The sequence below is a fragment of the Cloacibacillus porcorum genome, assembly GCF_001701045.1.
GTDB classification, from domain to species: domain Bacteria; phylum Synergistota; class Synergistia; order Synergistales; family Synergistaceae; genus Cloacibacillus; species Cloacibacillus porcorum.
Genome location: NZ_CP016757.1, coordinates 2,962,484 through 2,977,268 on the forward strand (window position 1 = coordinate 2,962,484; position 14,785 = coordinate 2,977,268).

The window sequence follows — 14,785 nt, forward strand, 5'->3', positions numbered from 1 at the left end:
TTAATCCGCGATATCATAGTGAGGATACAAATTTTTGTGCTGCCTCATCCATGCCGCAAGTTCCGCGACCATTTTTTCGTAGTCGGGGATGACATAGCCGAAATCAAAGCGCGTTCTTTTCAGGGATTTGTCGGACACGATATTATCCACCGGTTCTATTTCCAAACTGTTTCCCTTGAGGTAGTGGTTGAATAAAGACAGTAAATCGTGTTTGCTGATGGATTTTTTATAGACCATGTTATAGAGGCCATGAACGCCTTCGTTCAGTCCGGCTTCCATAGCTTTGGCTAATTGCAGCGTTGTCAGCCCTGTCCACATAACACGGCTGTATCCACAGATCTTTCCATTTTGCTGCATAAACCAGTTTAAGAGGCCGATTCCATTGGGGTTGAGGTCGGGACCGACTATAGAATTACGAAGAGTAAGATTTTTCCCATCTTCAAGTTCACCTAACGCCTTTGTTCTATCGTAAAAAGTCTCGCCATCACGCAGATCGCTTTCCGTGTATTCTCCTTTTTTGCCGGAGAAGACACAATCGGTGCTCATGTGGATGATTTTTGTTTTGGAGCCTGATGTAATATCTGCCAGCAGATGCGGGAGATAGGAATTCAAATACACGGCGAGTCTTTTATTTTCTTCCGCGAATTGGTTTAATACGCCGATACAGTTAATGACAGCATCGAATTTTTCACCAGTTATCATTGCTTTCAGCGTTTCGGCATCCTGTGCGTCCCCCGTAACGGATTTACAGGGGCAATGGCTCAGGGGACGGCTGTCAAAACCAGTGACGTCATATCCCCGTTCGTGCATGTACATCGATATCGTATGTCCCGCCATTCCGGAGGCGCCAAGTACCAGAAGTTTATATCTCATATTTTTCTCCCCCTGCGGCAAGTTCGGTCTGTATATATGGCAGCATCAGAAGTTTTTGTTTAACTGCGTTGAGATCAAGCATTTCGGTATTCATTGAATTGAATTCCTGAATGTCGTTCATTTCTCGTTGCCCCTTATCGAAGTATTTTTCGTAGTTGAGGTCACGCTTGTCGCAGGGGACACGGAAGAAGTCGCCCATGTCTTCGGCGTGGGCGCATTCTTCTTTGGTGAGAAGAGTCTCGTACATTTTCTCCCCGTGACGGATGCCGATAATTTTTGTCTCGGCCTCTTTATTGAAGAGTTCTTTTACAGCCTGAGCCAAAACAGCGATGGTGCAGGCTGGGGCCTTTTGTACCATGATGTCGCCGTTGGCGGCATGCTCAAAGGCAAACACTACGAGGTCAACAGCCTCTTCAAGGTTCATGATGAAGCGTGTCATCGCCGGTTCGGTTATTGTAAGAGGGAGTCCGGACTTTATCTGTTCGACAAAACGCGGGATGACGGAGCCGCGCGAGGCCATGACGTTGCCGTAACGTGTGCAGCAGATTGTTGTCTTTACCGGATCTACGGTGCGGGACTTGGCGATGACGACCTTTTCCATCATTGCCTTTGAGGTACCCATGGCGTTGATTGGATAGGCCGCTTTGTCTGTAGACAGGCAAATGATCTTTTTAACACCATATTCGATGGCGGCGGAGAGAACGTTGTCGGTACCGATAATGTTCGTCTTAGCGGCCTCAAGCGGGAAGAACTCGCATGACGGCACCTGTTTTAAGGCCGCCGCGTGAAAGACATAATCCACGCCGTGCATGGCGTTTCTGATGCTGTTTATGTCGCGCACGTCGCCGATGTAGAACTTTATCTTCTCGTTGTTGCGGTACTCGGTGCGCATGTCGTCCTGCTTCTTTTCGTCACGTGAGAAGATGCGGATCTCTTTTATCTCCGTGTTGAGGAAACGATCCAGTACCGCGTGGCCGAAGGAACCGGTGCCGCCTGTGATGAGTAAAGTCTTATTAAACATTACAAACAACCTCTGCTTCAGAAAAATATTTATCAATCCTGTCCATAAGCATTCTCTTTTCATAATGTTGAATGAAATATCCGCGGGCCTTTTTTCGCATCTCTTTTAACTCTTCAGAGGACAGCCTAGTGAGTTCAACAATCTTTTCCGCTAGACTGACGGCATCTCCGGCATTGCAGCAATATCCAGCGCCGCTATCTTCTATAACCTGCTGGATCTCTCCGTTTGCAGAAACAATGAGTGGAATTCCACATGCTAGTAAGGATTGAAGCTTGGAGGGGAGTGTCATTTCAAATATTCTATTGTCAGAAAGTGAAATCAAGGCGGCGTCGCAGACCGACATAAACGCTGCTATTCTTTGTGCGGGTTGCTTATGTATAAAGTTAAACATATTTTCGCATCCACTAGCCTGCACTGCCTCTTTCAAAACAGGCAGATAGCGACCATCACCGACAATGTTAAAGCGCACCTTTGTATTTTGCCTTTGCAGTTCTATAGCTACCTGCGGCAATAAATCCAACCCTTGCGCAAAGCCTATGTTTCCGGCAAATATTAAATTAAAAGAGTCATCATCGGGGATTTCGCTGACAACACACGTTTTTTTATCTACTGGACGGTAGAACTCTTCTGCATATTGTGGCCAGAATTCCAATTTTTCCAGAGGCACACCTCTGTGGTTGATAGCCTGCAAAAAGCTTTTTGATGATGTAAATATCCTGTTACAGCTTTTATAGATGTAGTCTACCATTGCGCCAAGCATATTTAAGATAAGCCTATTATGTACTCCGCCAACAATCTCCACATTTTCAGGCCATAAATCCGTGACATATATAAGGCATGGAATTTTTACTCTCTTTGCATACCATACACCAGGCAGCGCTTGGGTCATTGGTGAGACCTCATACACAAAAACTTTATCAGCTTTCAGCGTTGTAAATTTTGACCATAAAAATCCGGAGATTACAAATGAAATATAGTTAAGCGCCATCATTACGGCACTGTTGCCACGCGGAATGATGGGCAGACGAATGATGTCAATTCCATTGTATCTTTCAGTTCTTTTTTGAAAATATCCATATCCGTTATAAAATTTGCCCTGTGGATAATTGGGGATACCGGTAATTACAGTGACCTGATAGCCACGTTTTATCCACTCCGTGCAGATGTCGTTTACTCTGAACTGCTCGGGATAAAAGTATTGTGATATAACAAGGATATGTATTCTATCCGGCATATGCGGCCATCCTGACTATGCCATCACAGAATTTCACTGCGTTGTATTTTCCACAATCGGAAAGTTCTTTTGCGTATAATTTCGACCCAAACGCCTTGTTGAATAACCCGCTGTTTGAAAGTATTTTGCAGACGAATGCAGGAACGGGCATCATAAAGATTATTTTGCCCTTTATTTTCCTGTAGTCAGCAATAACGTCTTTTGTCGCAACGTATTCTTCGTTTTGCGGGAAGAATATTCCTCCTGATGCATTATTTATTACCAGCCTTACGCATTCAGTAAAGTTGTCTATGTAGATCATGCTGCGCCGGTTTTCTATGTTGGGGAATATAAGGGCGTACTTTGCCAGCTTGAGCAGCTTGGGAAAGTTGCCTTTGCACCCAGGTCCATAGATGACTGGCGGGCGCATGATTGATACGATGAATTTGTCGTCTGCCATTTTCTGTATCGCAAGATCGGCCTGCAGTTTGCTGTCTCCGTAAAAGTCAGCGGGGTTTGGAGGTGTGTCTCTTGTTATGATTTTTTCTTTCCCCACAGGTTCATCTGCGCCGTAGATTATCATCGAGCTCATAAAGATAAACTGTTTTACGCCTTCGATCTTAGCCTTTTTTGCCGTATCTACGGCAAGGTCTCTGTTTATTCTGTAATATAAGTCTTTCTTCGACTGATCGGCGGAGACATGCGCGATACCTGCAACATGAAAGACAACGTCGTATCCGGCGAAGGATTTTTCGCGCCATGTGCCGTCTATCATGTCGATGGTATCGACATAATATTCGTCTGGCCATTGGGAGAGCCATTTTTCGAACGAGGTGCCGACGTAGCTGTTGAGGCCGGTGATGAGGATCTTTTTCATTGTCTATGTTCTCCGCCGGATAATTTCTGCAGTGTTCCCGTGCCGCCCTCGACGACGCCCTCTTTTTTCAGCACGCAGGCGATGGTGCCGAAGAAGCATTTGCAGTCGAAGAGGAAGCTCATTCTCTTTACGTATTCGCCGTCATAGGCGGCTTTTACCTCTATAGGCAGTTCGTCGCGGCCGTTTATCTGCGCCCAACCGGTCAGTCCTGGCAGTATGTCGTTCGCGCCGTATTTGTCGCGCTCGGCGATGAGGTCGTACTGATTCCACAGCGCAGGGCGCGGGCCGATGAGTGCCATCTGACCGGCTAGTATATTTATTATCTGTGGTAATTCATCCAGACTTGTTTTGCGCAGGAATTTACCTACTTTTGTTATATACGCATCCGGATTAGCCAAAAGGTGCGTCGGCATATCCTTTGGCGTATCTATTCTCATGGTACGGAATTTGTAGATGAAAAAATGTGATTTATGTATGCCAATTCGTTTCTGTTTAAAAAATATGGGGCCCGGGGTGTCCAGCTTTATCAGCAGAGCTATTGTGATAAGCACAGGGGAGAGCAAAACAACAGCACTCAGCGCCAGGACAAAATCCATAACGCGCTTGGTTACGATATAAATATGAGAGCTATTGTCAGCCAAGTATTTCACACCCCAACCAGTTTTGATTATTCTAGCACAGATTACGATTCTACGTTACCTAAACATACATAAGTGATAGGATATCATCTTTCCATTTTTACGTGGTACATATATATATGGCACACTTGTAGTGAATTCCAGCAACAAGGCAAAAGACAAAAAATCTTAATCCTGTCTCTTCGTAGGTACTGTTTCATCCACTACAGGCTGTCCATTTTCTATTATAAAATAGACCTTTAGATGAGGCCTCTTATTTCTACCTCACATTTCTATATACAGACACACACCCCAAATATTTCATACGCGACATAATAAAAATCAAACAAAACGCAAACAAATTTTATTTTTCTATATTATCTTGTTTACAGTCTCCACACCCAGACCGAGTATCTCAGCTTTCAGTGGATCGCCTGATAATTCTCCGCTTGCCGCGCTGGCCAGAATGGCGCCCACCGTAGGCAGGATGCTTTCCGCCTCCGGCGTCAGCTTGCTTTTGAATATTTTCGCATGTTCCGTCGTATCCACGTGGCCTGGGTCGTAGAATAGCTCCTCGTAGAGCTTTTCACCCGTGCGGATACCGGTATATTTTATCTGGATATCTTTATGCGGTTCATAGCCGTGCAGGCGGATGAGGGTCTCGGCCATGTCGGAGATGTTGACCGGCTCCCCCATGTCTAAGACGAAGAGTTCGCCCCCATCGCCCATCGCACCGGCCTGGAGCACTAGGCTGACGGCCTCGGGGATGAGCATGAAGTAGCGTTTCATCTGCGGGTGGGTGACGGTCACGGGACCACCCTCGGCTATCTGGCGCTCAAATTTAGGCACGACGCTGCCGCGGCTGCCGAGGACGTTGCCGAAGCGCACAGCCATGTATTTAGTCCGGGGGTATTCCTGCTGTACAGAGAGCAGCAGACGCTCGGCAGCGCGCTTCGTCGCCCCCATCACGCTTGTTGGGTGCACCGCCTTATCGGTGGAGATCATCACGAAACGCTCCACGTTATACCTGCCGGCGAGCGTGGCGATGTTCCAGGTGCCATATGCGTTGACGCGCAGCGCCTCGCGCGGGTTGTCCTCCATCAGCGGCACATGTTTGTGTGCCCCCGCGTGGAACACGACCTGCGGCGCGAACCGCTCGAATATCGACTTCATCGTCGTTTCGTCAGCAATATCGGCAATTATCGGGATCACCGGCACGGTGTTGCCGCACTCGGCAAGGGATTCCATCAGCAGATAGATCGACTGTTCACCGTGGCCAAGGGCCAGGAGCTTTTCCGGCCGGCGCGCAAGCAGCTGGCGGCATATCTCGGAGCCGATGGAGCCCCCAGCGCCAGTGACAAGCACGGTTTTGCCGCCTATCAGCGATTTGATGTTTTCGTCGTCAAGTTTTATCGGCTCACGGCGCAGCAGGTCCTCCAGGTTGACTGAGCGCAGGCGGCTGACGTTCACCTGCCCGTCCGCGAGGGTGAGCAAACTGGGAAGCACACGCACCGTCACCTTTTCTTTACTCAGTATCTCGACATATTCTTTCATCTGCGCGCCGGTCGCCGAGGGGATCGCGATCAGCACCGTATCAACCGCGCAGCGCTTTATGAGGGTGGAGATATCCTGTTTACCGCCCAGCACCTTAAGCGAGGCCACGGTCATGTTGCGCAGATTCGGGTCGTCGTCGATGAAGCCGACGGGACACATCACCGAGGAGTTCCGCAGAAGGTCGCGAGCAAGTATAGTTCCGGCCTCGCCGGCTCCCACAATGAGCACGCGCTGTTCGGGCATATTGTGGGCGTTGCGGCTGACGAGCGCCAGACGCCAGACAGCCCGCGTTCCCGTTAGGAGGATGAAAGCGATCAGTATAAAGATGAGGAAAGACGACCGCGGCACACCAACCACCCGAAATGTGCTGTTGACGGCGAGGAATATGCAGACGCCGATCCAGTACCAGCTGGAAAACCGCGCATATTCTTCGATGCTGGCCCGCGGCCACATCACCGTATATGTCTGTCCCGCGAAGAGCGCGGCAAGTATTATGAGAGAAAATACCGCCGCCGTGACCAGAAAATCGTTCACATACCGCCCTTCAAGCAGGTATGAGAGACGCAGCGCGTAACCGGTGAAGACGGCAACTACTAAAGATAAAAAGTCGACCAGCAGCACGCGCCTGTTGCGCATGCCGAACCATAATACTATTGAGAGTATCTTTCGGTAGAGCGACCCTGTCGTTGCCATCTTTATCTCCCTCTTAAGCTAGGAACGCAGCAGCATCCTCAGGCGTTTCTTTTTCTCCGCCGTGGCGGCGTCTTCGTCAGAGGATTTCCAGAAATGGCGCGCAAAGGCGAGCATCACGGCGCAGAATAGCCCCAGCAGCGCCGATAATGCCACAATTTTACCCCGTCCCTGCGGCGCCTTTTCGTCAGGCAGCGAGGCGGGAGAAATAAGCTGTATCACCATCGGGCTCTTGTCTTTTATTTTACGGTTCACATCATATTGGGTCAGCATCGTATATAGGTCCAGCAGCGAAGTGATCCTTGAGCTACCGCTTCCGTCAGAGGTGTTTTTCTCCATTTCATTGATTTTTTTCTTGATTACCCCTTCAAGATAGGCGTCCTTGTTGGAAATCGTCGCGGTAATCCCCATCTCTTCGAGCGTGCCGACCGTCCTGTCGTAGATGAAACCGGCCATCTTCATCGCCGTCTCCGGTTCGGCGGCATCTACCTTGAGCGTGATAACGCTGTTGTTTTTATCAATGTCCACTTTTATATCTTTTTCGAGCTCTCTTCTCGCGGTGATCCGTGACTGTGAGCCGCCGTCCTTCGTCTTCAGCAGACCGAATTCGTCGATTACGGCGTCAAACGTGGCGTTGCTCATGATCACGCCGCTGACGATGTTGCCCGGCATCTGGACGGCGAAGTCTCCGTTGTCCAAGACAGAGGAGGTAAGCGGCATCATCTGGACCTCGCTGCTGTATTTTGGTTCTGTGAGGAAGAACGCGTAAAGAAGTCCCGCCAGGGTAAAGAGCAGCACCGTCCCGATGATCAGCTTTTTCTGTTCGGCAAGGACTATAAGTATATCCAGTATGGACATTTCCTCGTCACAATTATCAGGATAGAACTCCTGTTCGCTAGAATAATTACTCATATCAGACCTCCGCAAGATGTTATGTCAGCCAGCATGTTGCAATGACTTGATAATTTAATTTTTGTCACGGTAAATACGCATCTCAAGTATTGTAGCACACTATATGCAGATATTGTAGGTTATATAATCTAATCTATCAGGAAAAGTATCTATCCCAGATAAGCCAGCAGCGCGCCTCCGGCGAGCACGGAGCCGATCTGCCCCGCGACGTTGGCGCCGACGGCGTGCATCAGCAGGTGGTTGCTGGGATCGGCCTTCTGCCCCAGACGCTGGATGGTGCGCGCGGACATCGGAAAGGCCGAGATCCCCGCCGCCCCGATCATCGGGTTGATGCGCTTATTTTTCGGCAGGAAGAGATTCAGCAGCTTCGCGGTGAGCACGCCGCCCGCGGTGTCCAGCACGAAGGCTACAAGCCCCATCGCGATTATTACGAGAGTATTCACGTTGACGAATTTTTCACCCGTCATCGTCGCGGCGATCGCAAAGCCCAAGAGTATCGTCACGATGTTGGCAAGCTCGTTCTGCGCGGCGTTGGAGAGGCGGTCGGTGACGCCGCTGACGCGCAGCAGGTTGCCGAACATGACAAAACCGAGCAGCGAGACGGAGGCGGGGGCGACGATGCCGCCGAGAATGGTTATGAGTATCGGGAAGAGTATCAGCATGCGGCGTGACACCGGCCTGTCGGCGTAGGGCATCTTCATGCGGCGCTCGTTCTTGGTGGTGAGAGCCAAAATCACCGGCGGCTGGATGAGCGGCACAAGGGCCATATATGTATAGGCCGCCACCGATATCGGTCCCAGCAGGTTTGGCGCGAAACGCGTCGATACATATATTGATGTCGGTCCGTCCGCGGCGCCGATGATGCCGATCGAGGCCGCCTCGTAGATATCATAGCCCAAAAAGAGCGCAAGGCCCATGGTGAGGAATATCCCCATCTGTGCTGTAAGGCCGAAGAGGAACATCTTCGGGTTAGCCAGCAGCGGCGTGAAGTCACACATCGCGCCGACGGCGATCAGGATCAGCAGCGGCATGATCTCCGTGGCGATACCGATCTTGAAGAACATCGAAAGCGCCCCCTCGATGAGCTTGCCTCCCGCGATCTGGTCTATCGCGGAAGACAGCGGAAGGTTTACAAGTATCGTCCCAAATCCCATCGGCAGCAGCAGATTAGGCTCAAACTCTTTTTTGACCGCCAAATAGATCAGCAAACCGCCGACGCACATCATCACAAGGTTTTGCCACGTTACAGCCTCAAATGTGTGGATGAAGAAATCCATTCTCCGCTCACGTCTCCTTAATATTTTCTGTAACGCACACTATATCACAAAAGAGGCAAAAGTGAGCCGTATATCTCACTCACTGTGTAAAAAAATAGTGTACAATATATCAGGTGTACAGGGAGGGTCTGCCGATGCCGTTATGGGGTTTTCTGCTCAGTTTTCTTGCCGCCGCAATGTGGGCCGCTTCGCCCATTATGGTCAATTATGGCCTTGCAATCTCAAAGTGTTCGATACACGAGGTAAATCCTTTCCGTGCCGCCGTCTTTTTTGTCACTTCGCTAATCATCGCGCTGATATACAACGGCGGACACATAACGCCCGTCACCTCGCCGCTGATCTATTTCTATCTGTTTGCCGGCGTCTCGGCCGGTTATCTGCTTGGAGACCTCTTTTACTTCATTGCCATCCGTGAGATCGGCGTAAGTCTCGCTGTGCCGATAGCGAACGGCTATCCGATACTGGTGATCTTTACCTCCTGGATACTTCTCGGTGAGCCAGTGACGATGAAGCTCCTCTGGGGCGTCGTTGTCGTGGTCTCCGGCATATTGCTGCTCCGTTTCGGCGGAGAAAAGATCAAAGAACCGGACGACGCGGCGGACGCGCTCCATAATAAGCGCCGGCTGATGAAGGGCTTTGCCTTCGCCATCGCCACCGGATGCTTCTGGGCTCTCTCCGCGCCGATGACGAAGCTTGTGATCATCACCTCCGGGCTCGGCCCCGTCGAGGTCACATTCTACCGTTCCTTCGCCTTTCTCGTGATTTCTATCGTCGCGCGTATCGTCACCGTAAAATACCGCACCACGGCGACGATCCCGCTGCGGAGCGTCCGGCCTGCCGCGGCCATGTATTTCGCGGCGGCGGCCTTCATCGGCCTCTGCCTCGGCTCCATCGTCTACGCGGCCTGTCTTGTCGTGATGCCGGTGGCAATCGTGACGGCGATCACGGCCACCAGCCCGCTCATCGCCGCGTTATTCGGCCACTTCGCCCTCAAAGAGCGGCTTCTGAAGCTGCAGTGGACGGGAATCGTCCTCATAATAGCCGGTTCCGTCGCAGTGGGGATATAGCAGATGATCTTCCCGAACGCGCTGCGCGCGCTTAACAGCAGAAACTACCGTCTCTTCTTCGCCGCCCAGACAGTCTCCATGACGGGGCTCTGGATGCACCGCGTCGCCGTCGGCTGGCTCGTCTTCCGCCTCACAGACTCCAACAGCGCCCTCGGCCTCATGGACTTTGTCGCTTCGCTGCCGATATGCCTGCTTTCGCCCTTCGCGGGAGCGGTCATCGAGCGGCTTGACCTGAGAAAGACTCTGTTCTATTTACAGGCGGGCTGTATGTGTATCGCCTTCATGCTCGCCTTCCTCACGCTCACGGAGCTGATCTCCTTCCGGCTCGTAATAATCCTCGCAGTTTCCCGCGGCATGCTTGACGCCTTTGAGCTGCCGACGCGCTACTCCCTTGTCTCTTACATGGTAGACAGCAAGGACGACGTCGCCAACGCCGTCGCGCTGAACTCGACGCTATTCAACACCGCGCGCATGATCGGGCCGACGGTCGGCGGATTCGTCATCCACGCCTTCGGCGAAAGCTTCTGCTTCCTCTCCAACGGCTTCTGCTACCTGACGACCCTTGGGGCGCTGCGCATGATGAGGATGAAAAAGCCCCCCATCGGCAAGACAGGCGGCGAGAGCCACCCGCTGCGCGACACTTGGGAGGGCATCAAGATGGCGCGCCGCTTCGCGCCCTACCGTTACTTCCTCACGCTGATCACGATCACGGGATTCTTTTCCTTCCCGACGATCATCCTCATGCCGGCGATGGCTAAGAGTGTCCTGCACGGCAACTCTAAGACCCTTGGGCTGCTGCTGATGGGGGTCGCCATCGGCGCGCTGGCGGGCTCCCTGCTGATGGCCTCGCGCAAGACCACCGCCGACTATTCGTGGTGGTGCACACGTACCTGCCTCGGCTTCGGTCTATCTGTGATGCTCTTCTCGCTGTCGCGCAGCATCCTCTTCGGCATCGTACTGGCCGCGCCCGTCGGTTTCTGTATGGTCACCTGCACCATCGCCTGCAACACACTGATGCAGACCATGAGCAGCGACGCAAGCCGCAGCCGCATCATGGCCCTCTACACGCTCGCCATCGTCGGCATCCCGCCCTTCGGCAGCCTGCTGTCGGGCAAGCTCGGCGACATCGTCGGCACCTCCTGGGCGCTGTTCATCTGCGGGATATTCTGCACCGTGACCGCCTATTACTACATGAAAAAGATAGATAAGGTAAGCTACCAAATACTGCGTGCGCTGAAGCGCGAGGGGGCACTATGAGTTCTAATTCATCAAACTACCGGTCGGTGCTGATTGCCGACATGACGCTCGTCCTGGTCGCATTCATCTGGGGCGCTGGGATTCCGCTCTCCGCGGTGCTCGCGCGGGGACTGACCCCGCTTTGGGCCGTGGCGCTGCGAATGCTGATCGCCGCCTTTTTCCTCATCCTGATGTTTCCAAAGACGATATTGACCTCTACGCGGCGCGACTGGGGGATATCCCTTATACAGACCTCGATACTGACCTGCGTATTCGTCTCGCTCACCTTCGGCCTCGTCTACAGTACGGCAAGCAAACAGGCCTTCATCGGCGGCCTCAACGTCATTCTGGTGCCAGTCTTTGTCTGGATACTCTATAAGGTACGCCCCTCCGGCTGGCTCTTCGCGGGAGCGGGAGTCACCACCGTCGGCCTGCTCGTCATGGGCTTCACTCCGGGGATGGAATTTAACTTCGGCGACCTGCTCTCCTTCATAATGGCGATATTCTACGCGGCGCAGGTACTCGGGGCAGACTACTGCGCGCGGCGCGTCGAACCGACACGGCTCGTGGCGCTGCACATCATCATGCTCGCGGTGATCCTCGCCGTCCTCGCGCTCATCTTTGAACCGATCCCGAATCCGCTTACCTTCAGCAAAAAGATTTGGGCCTCGCTGCTCTGCGTCTCGCTCTGCAACACCATCCTCTGCTTCATCCTCCAGTTCCGCGCCCAGAAAAAGACCAGCGCCACCCACGCCGCGGTAATATTCTCCCTCGAGGGTCTCTTCGGCTACATCCTCGCCGTCGCCAGCGGCCAGGACCCCTTCCACCTACAGGGCGCGCTCGGCGGCGTCCTCATAATCATCGGCATGCTCATCACCGAGCTTGAGGGCTTCATAAAGGCAAGGCAGGAACAAAGGGAGCCGGCAACGGAATAGTAAAGAGCTATAAACACAATGCGCCGCATAGGTTTCTATTACAGTGCGGCAGAATAAATTACGGTTTAGCACAGGTTTTTGGCGCCCTCTGTGAGGCGGCCAGGGAGGGAGGCTACAAAGACAACAGCTAGACCTTTTATCTTTTTCCCTACCCGAAGGAAATCGGCGTTTAGACGTGCGAATAACGAAATAACCGAGGGTTTGGCAAGCGGAGGCGCACTTGAGTGCGGTGAGCATTGCCAAGCCCTCGGTTATGAAGTTAGTCGTGCGTATAAACGCCGATTTCCGGTGATTTAGAATAGAGACGCCCAATAGGCAAAGTAGTCGGTCGCTATCCCCAGTCCGGCCGCCACCAATATCACGCCGGAGACGATCTTGATGACCTTCCCGTTACGCCGCAGCCACTGGAATATCCCCTTTATCCTCGTAAAGAAGAGCGCAGCAAGGATATATGGGATTCCGAGTCCCATCGAGAAGACGAAGAGGTAGAATATCCCCTCGCCCACCGTCTTGCCGTTGCCGGCGAGCATCAGCGCCGAGCCGAGGAAGGGGCCCAGGCATGGGGTCCAGCCAAGCGAGAAGGCTCCGCCGAAGAGCAGCGCGCCGACAAAACCGCTCTGCTTGACCTTCACGTCAAGCTTCTTCTCGACGTCGAGAAAACCGATATTGAAGACGCCGAGAAAGTGCAGGCCAAAGATCATAATCACGATACCGCTCACACGCTGCAGCAGCAGCCGGTGGTCGTTGAGTATCGCGCCAAGCGAGGTGGCCGTCGCGCCCATCGCCATAAAGATGAGCGTAAAGCCGGCGACGAAACCAAGAGTGTTTATGACGCTCGCGCGCTTGCCCTTCTCCGTCTCCGCCGCGAGGTACATCAGGTAAACAGGCAGCATAGGCAGCATGCAGGGGGAGATGAATGCCAGGAATCCCTCCAGAAAGAGGAGGGGCAGCTCGCCCGCCATGTTATTTTTTCGCCTCTTCCACCAGCTTCATGACGGCGGCCTTCGTCGTGCCGCCCTGTATCTGGCCCGTAAGTTTACCCTCTCTGTTGATGACGAAGGTGCTCGGAATATAGCGGATGCCGAAATACTCCGCAAGCTTCTGATCGCTGTCGAGCAGTACCGTCATCGTGTAGCCGGTCTCCTTGATAAAATTCTCGACCTTCGACTTCGTCTCGCGGCGGCCGTCCGTCATATTGACGGCCAGCAGCACGGCGTCGCCGGACTTTTTGAATTCCTTGCTCATCTCGTTAAACTCCGGCATCTCATTGCGGCAGGGCGGGCACCAGCTGGCCCAGAAATTGAGCACAACGACCTTACCCTTGAACTGATTCAATGAGACATTTTTACCGGAAAGATCCTTCAGCGTGAAATTCTCCACCTGCGAGCTGCTGCCAAGGGCAAAGGCCGAAGTGGCGAATACAGAGGCGACCGTCAGCGCGAGAAACAGAAGCAGAAATTTTTTGTACATTACAACCATCTCCGTTTTTCATTTTTTGTGGAGCCATTATATAACATATATGTATTTTTTAAAAGTACAGATATCATATTATTAAAATTTTCTCCTCATATTTTTGCTTATTGACATTAGAGTACAAAAAATGCTACATTTATAAAAATTGTTTTGCTTTTATCTTAGTTGGGGGGAATAGTATTGCCGTTCTACAAAATCAAATCGAAGTCACGCTCCTGGGATGGAGAGCCGGTCGGAATTTTAATTTTGGACGCGGCCTATCCCTGTGTTCCCGGAAATGTCGGCAACGCCACGACGTTTCCGTTCCCGGTACGCTACCATGAGGTTCGCGGCGCATCCATCGACCGCCTCTTGAACCAGCGCGACCCGGCGCTGCTCGCACCCTTCATAGAGGGCGCGCAGAAGCTGGAGGCCGAGGGCGTGCGCGCGGTCACGGGAGCCTGCGGTTTTATGGCGCTCTTCCAGCAGGAGATCGCCGACGCCGTCGACATCCCCGTCTTTATGTCCAGTATGCTGCAGGTACCTTTCATTGTGCGTACCCTCAAAAGGGGTAAGAAGGTGGGCATCATCTCCGCCAATGCCTCCGTCATGACCGAACAGCATCTGCGCAACGTCGGCATCACCCCGGATATGCCGGTCGTCCTCTACGGCATGGAGGGCAAAGATGAGTTCCGCTCTTCCGTCCTTGAGGAGAAGGGGACGATGGACACCGACATCATCGAACGAGAGATACTCGAGGTCTGCGACAAAATGCTCGCGGAAAACCCCGAGGTCGCCGCGATACAGCTCGAATGCAGCGACCTGCCTCCCTTCGCCGCCGCCGTCCACCGCCACACGGGGCTGCCGGTCTTCGACTTTATAACGATGATACGGCACTTCGAAAGCGCGCTTAATCCAACGGAATACACTGGAGCGCAATACCGAATGTAGAAAGCGAGGCCGCCCCGGTGGAAAAATTTTACCGGGGCGGCCTCTTAGATGTGTGCTAATTCTACCCGTTCTGCCTCGCAGCAAGGTTTTTCAACATCTTAATTAACATG

14 protein-coding genes are annotated in these 14,785 nt (G+C 52.4%); 4 read left to right on the plus strand and 10 right to left on the minus strand.

Annotated features, from left to right (window positions below):
* The 8 genes from BED41_RS13425 to BED41_RS13460 form a co-directional block, all read right to left on the minus strand.
* Window positions 1–873, minus strand: a complete 873-nt coding sequence (locus tag BED41_RS13425) for an SDR family oxidoreductase (protein WP_066747352.1) — start codon at window positions 871–873, stop codon at window positions 1–3.
* A complete protein-coding gene (locus tag BED41_RS13430) occupies window positions 863–1,894 on the minus strand; it encodes a polysaccharide biosynthesis protein (RefSeq protein ID WP_066747355.1) in 1,032 nt (343 codons plus the stop codon). Before BED41_RS13430 ends, BED41_RS13425 begins: the two co-directional genes overlap by 11 nt.
* Window positions 1,887–3,128 carry a glycosyltransferase family 4 protein gene (locus tag BED41_RS13435; protein ID WP_066747358.1) on the minus strand — a complete coding sequence of 414 codons (1,242 nt, stop codon included), beginning with the start codon at window positions 3,126–3,128 and terminating at the stop codon, window positions 1,887–1,889. The genes BED41_RS13430 and BED41_RS13435 overlap by 8 nt, the downstream gene beginning before the upstream one ends.
* Entirely contained in the window at window positions 3,118–3,984 is an 867-nt protein-coding gene (locus BED41_RS13440; RefSeq protein ID WP_066747361.1) for an NAD-dependent epimerase/dehydratase family protein, read from the minus strand. The genes BED41_RS13435 and BED41_RS13440 overlap by 11 nt, the downstream gene beginning before the upstream one ends.
* Window positions 3,981–4,634: a sugar transferase gene (locus BED41_RS13445; protein WP_496197053.1), complete on the minus strand. Its 654-nt coding sequence runs from the start codon at window positions 4,632–4,634 to the stop codon at window positions 3,981–3,983. The genes BED41_RS13440 and BED41_RS13445 overlap by 4 nt, the downstream gene beginning before the upstream one ends.
* 339 nt (window positions 4,635–4,973) lie before the next feature.
* A complete protein-coding gene (locus BED41_RS13450) occupies window positions 4,974–6,848 on the minus strand; it encodes a polysaccharide biosynthesis protein (protein ID WP_066747364.1) in 1,875 nt (624 codons plus the stop codon).
* Window positions 6,849–6,866: 18 nt separating this feature from the next.
* Window positions 6,867–7,757 (minus strand): Wzz/FepE/Etk N-terminal domain-containing protein, encoded by an 891-nt coding sequence (locus BED41_RS13455; protein ID WP_066747366.1) that lies wholly within the window; start codon window positions 7,755–7,757, stop codon window positions 6,867–6,869.
* Window positions 7,758–7,906: 149 nt separating this feature from the next.
* Window positions 7,907–9,034 carry a sodium ion-translocating decarboxylase subunit beta gene (locus BED41_RS13460; RefSeq protein WP_066747369.1) on the minus strand — a complete coding sequence of 376 codons (1,128 nt, stop codon included), beginning with the start codon at window positions 9,032–9,034 and terminating at the stop codon, window positions 7,907–7,909.
* A 134-nt stretch (window positions 9,035–9,168) separates the two neighbouring features.
* Here BED41_RS13460 and BED41_RS13465 point away from each other — a divergent pair, with 134 nt between their 5' ends.
* Genes BED41_RS13465 through BED41_RS13475 form a run of 3 tightly spaced genes read left to right on the plus strand, consistent with a single transcriptional unit; the run spans window position 9,169 to window position 12,272 of the window.
* Window positions 9,169–10,101: a DMT family transporter gene (locus BED41_RS13465; RefSeq protein WP_066747372.1), complete on the plus strand. Its 933-nt coding sequence runs from the start codon at window positions 9,169–9,171 to the stop codon at window positions 10,099–10,101.
* A 3-nt stretch (window positions 10,102–10,104) separates the two neighbouring features.
* The gene (locus tag BED41_RS13470) at window positions 10,105–11,358 is read left to right on the plus strand and encodes an MFS transporter (protein ID WP_066747375.1); all 1,254 of its coding nucleotides are present in this window, start codon (window positions 10,105–10,107) and stop codon (window positions 11,356–11,358) included.
* Complete coding sequence (locus tag BED41_RS13475) at window positions 11,355–12,272, plus strand: DMT family transporter (protein ID WP_066747377.1); 918 nt, start codon at window positions 11,355–11,357, stop codon at window positions 12,270–12,272. Before BED41_RS13470 ends, BED41_RS13475 begins: the two co-directional genes overlap by 4 nt.
* A 293-nt stretch (window positions 12,273–12,565) precedes the next feature.
* Here the strand turns inward: BED41_RS13475 and BED41_RS13480 are convergent, their stop codons facing one another.
* Window positions 12,566–13,234, minus strand: a complete 669-nt coding sequence (locus BED41_RS13480) for a cytochrome c biogenesis CcdA family protein (protein ID WP_066747379.1) — start codon at window positions 13,232–13,234, stop codon at window positions 12,566–12,568.
* 1 nt (window position 13,235) lies between these two features.
* Window positions 13,236–13,742, minus strand: coding sequence for a TlpA disulfide reductase family protein (locus BED41_RS13485; protein WP_066747382.1), 507 nt, complete (start codon window positions 13,740–13,742; stop codon window positions 13,236–13,238).
* A gap of 183 nt (window positions 13,743–13,925) precedes the next feature.
* On the opposite strand from BED41_RS13485, the gene BED41_RS13490 reads away from it, so the two are divergent.
* On the plus strand, window positions 13,926–14,675 hold the full coding sequence (locus BED41_RS13490) for an aspartate/glutamate racemase family protein (protein ID WP_066747385.1): 750 nt from the start codon (window positions 13,926–13,928) through the stop codon (window positions 14,673–14,675).
* Window positions 14,676–14,785: the final 110 nt, after the last annotated feature.

What these genes read in the sequence shown, in the direction of transcription:
- BED41_RS13470 (WP_066747375.1), top strand. Translation starts at nt 10,105, where the DNA reads ATGATCTTCCCGAACGCGCTGCGCGCGCTTAACAGCAGAAACTACCGT.
- BED41_RS13485 (WP_066747382.1), bottom strand. Translation starts at nt 13,742, where the DNA reads ATGTACAAAAAATTTCTGCTTCTGTTTCTCGCGCTGACGGTCGCCTCT.
- BED41_RS13460 (WP_066747369.1), bottom strand. Translation starts at nt 9,034, where the DNA reads ATGGATTTCTTCATCCACACATTTGAGGCTGTAACGTGGCAAAACCTT.
- BED41_RS13440 (WP_066747361.1), bottom strand. Translation starts at nt 3,984, where the DNA reads ATGAAAAAGATCCTCATCACCGGCCTCAACAGCTACGTCGGCACCTCG.
- BED41_RS13455 (WP_066747366.1), bottom strand. Translation starts at nt 7,757, where the DNA reads ATGAGTAATTATTCTAGCGAACAGGAGTTCTATCCTGATAATTGTGAC.
- BED41_RS13425 (WP_066747352.1), bottom strand. Translation starts at nt 873, where the DNA reads ATGAGATATAAACTTCTGGTACTTGGCGCCTCCGGAATGGCGGGACAT.
- BED41_RS13435 (WP_066747358.1), bottom strand. Translation starts at nt 3,128, where the DNA reads ATGCCGGATAGAATACATATCCTTGTTATATCACAATACTTTTATCCC.
- BED41_RS13475 (WP_066747377.1), top strand. Translation starts at nt 11,355, where the DNA reads ATGAGTTCTAATTCATCAAACTACCGGTCGGTGCTGATTGCCGACATG.
- BED41_RS13430 (WP_066747355.1), bottom strand. Translation starts at nt 1,894, where the DNA reads ATGTTTAATAAGACTTTACTCATCACAGGCGGCACCGGTTCCTTCGGC.
- BED41_RS13450 (WP_066747364.1), bottom strand. Translation starts at nt 6,848, where the DNA reads ATGGCAACGACAGGGTCGCTCTACCGAAAGATACTCTCAATAGTATTA.
- BED41_RS13480 (WP_066747379.1), bottom strand. Translation starts at nt 13,234, where the DNA reads ATGGCGGGCGAGCTGCCCCTCCTCTTTCTGGAGGGATTCCTGGCATTC.
- BED41_RS13465 (WP_066747372.1), top strand. Translation starts at nt 9,169, where the DNA reads ATGCCGTTATGGGGTTTTCTGCTCAGTTTTCTTGCCGCCGCAATGTGG.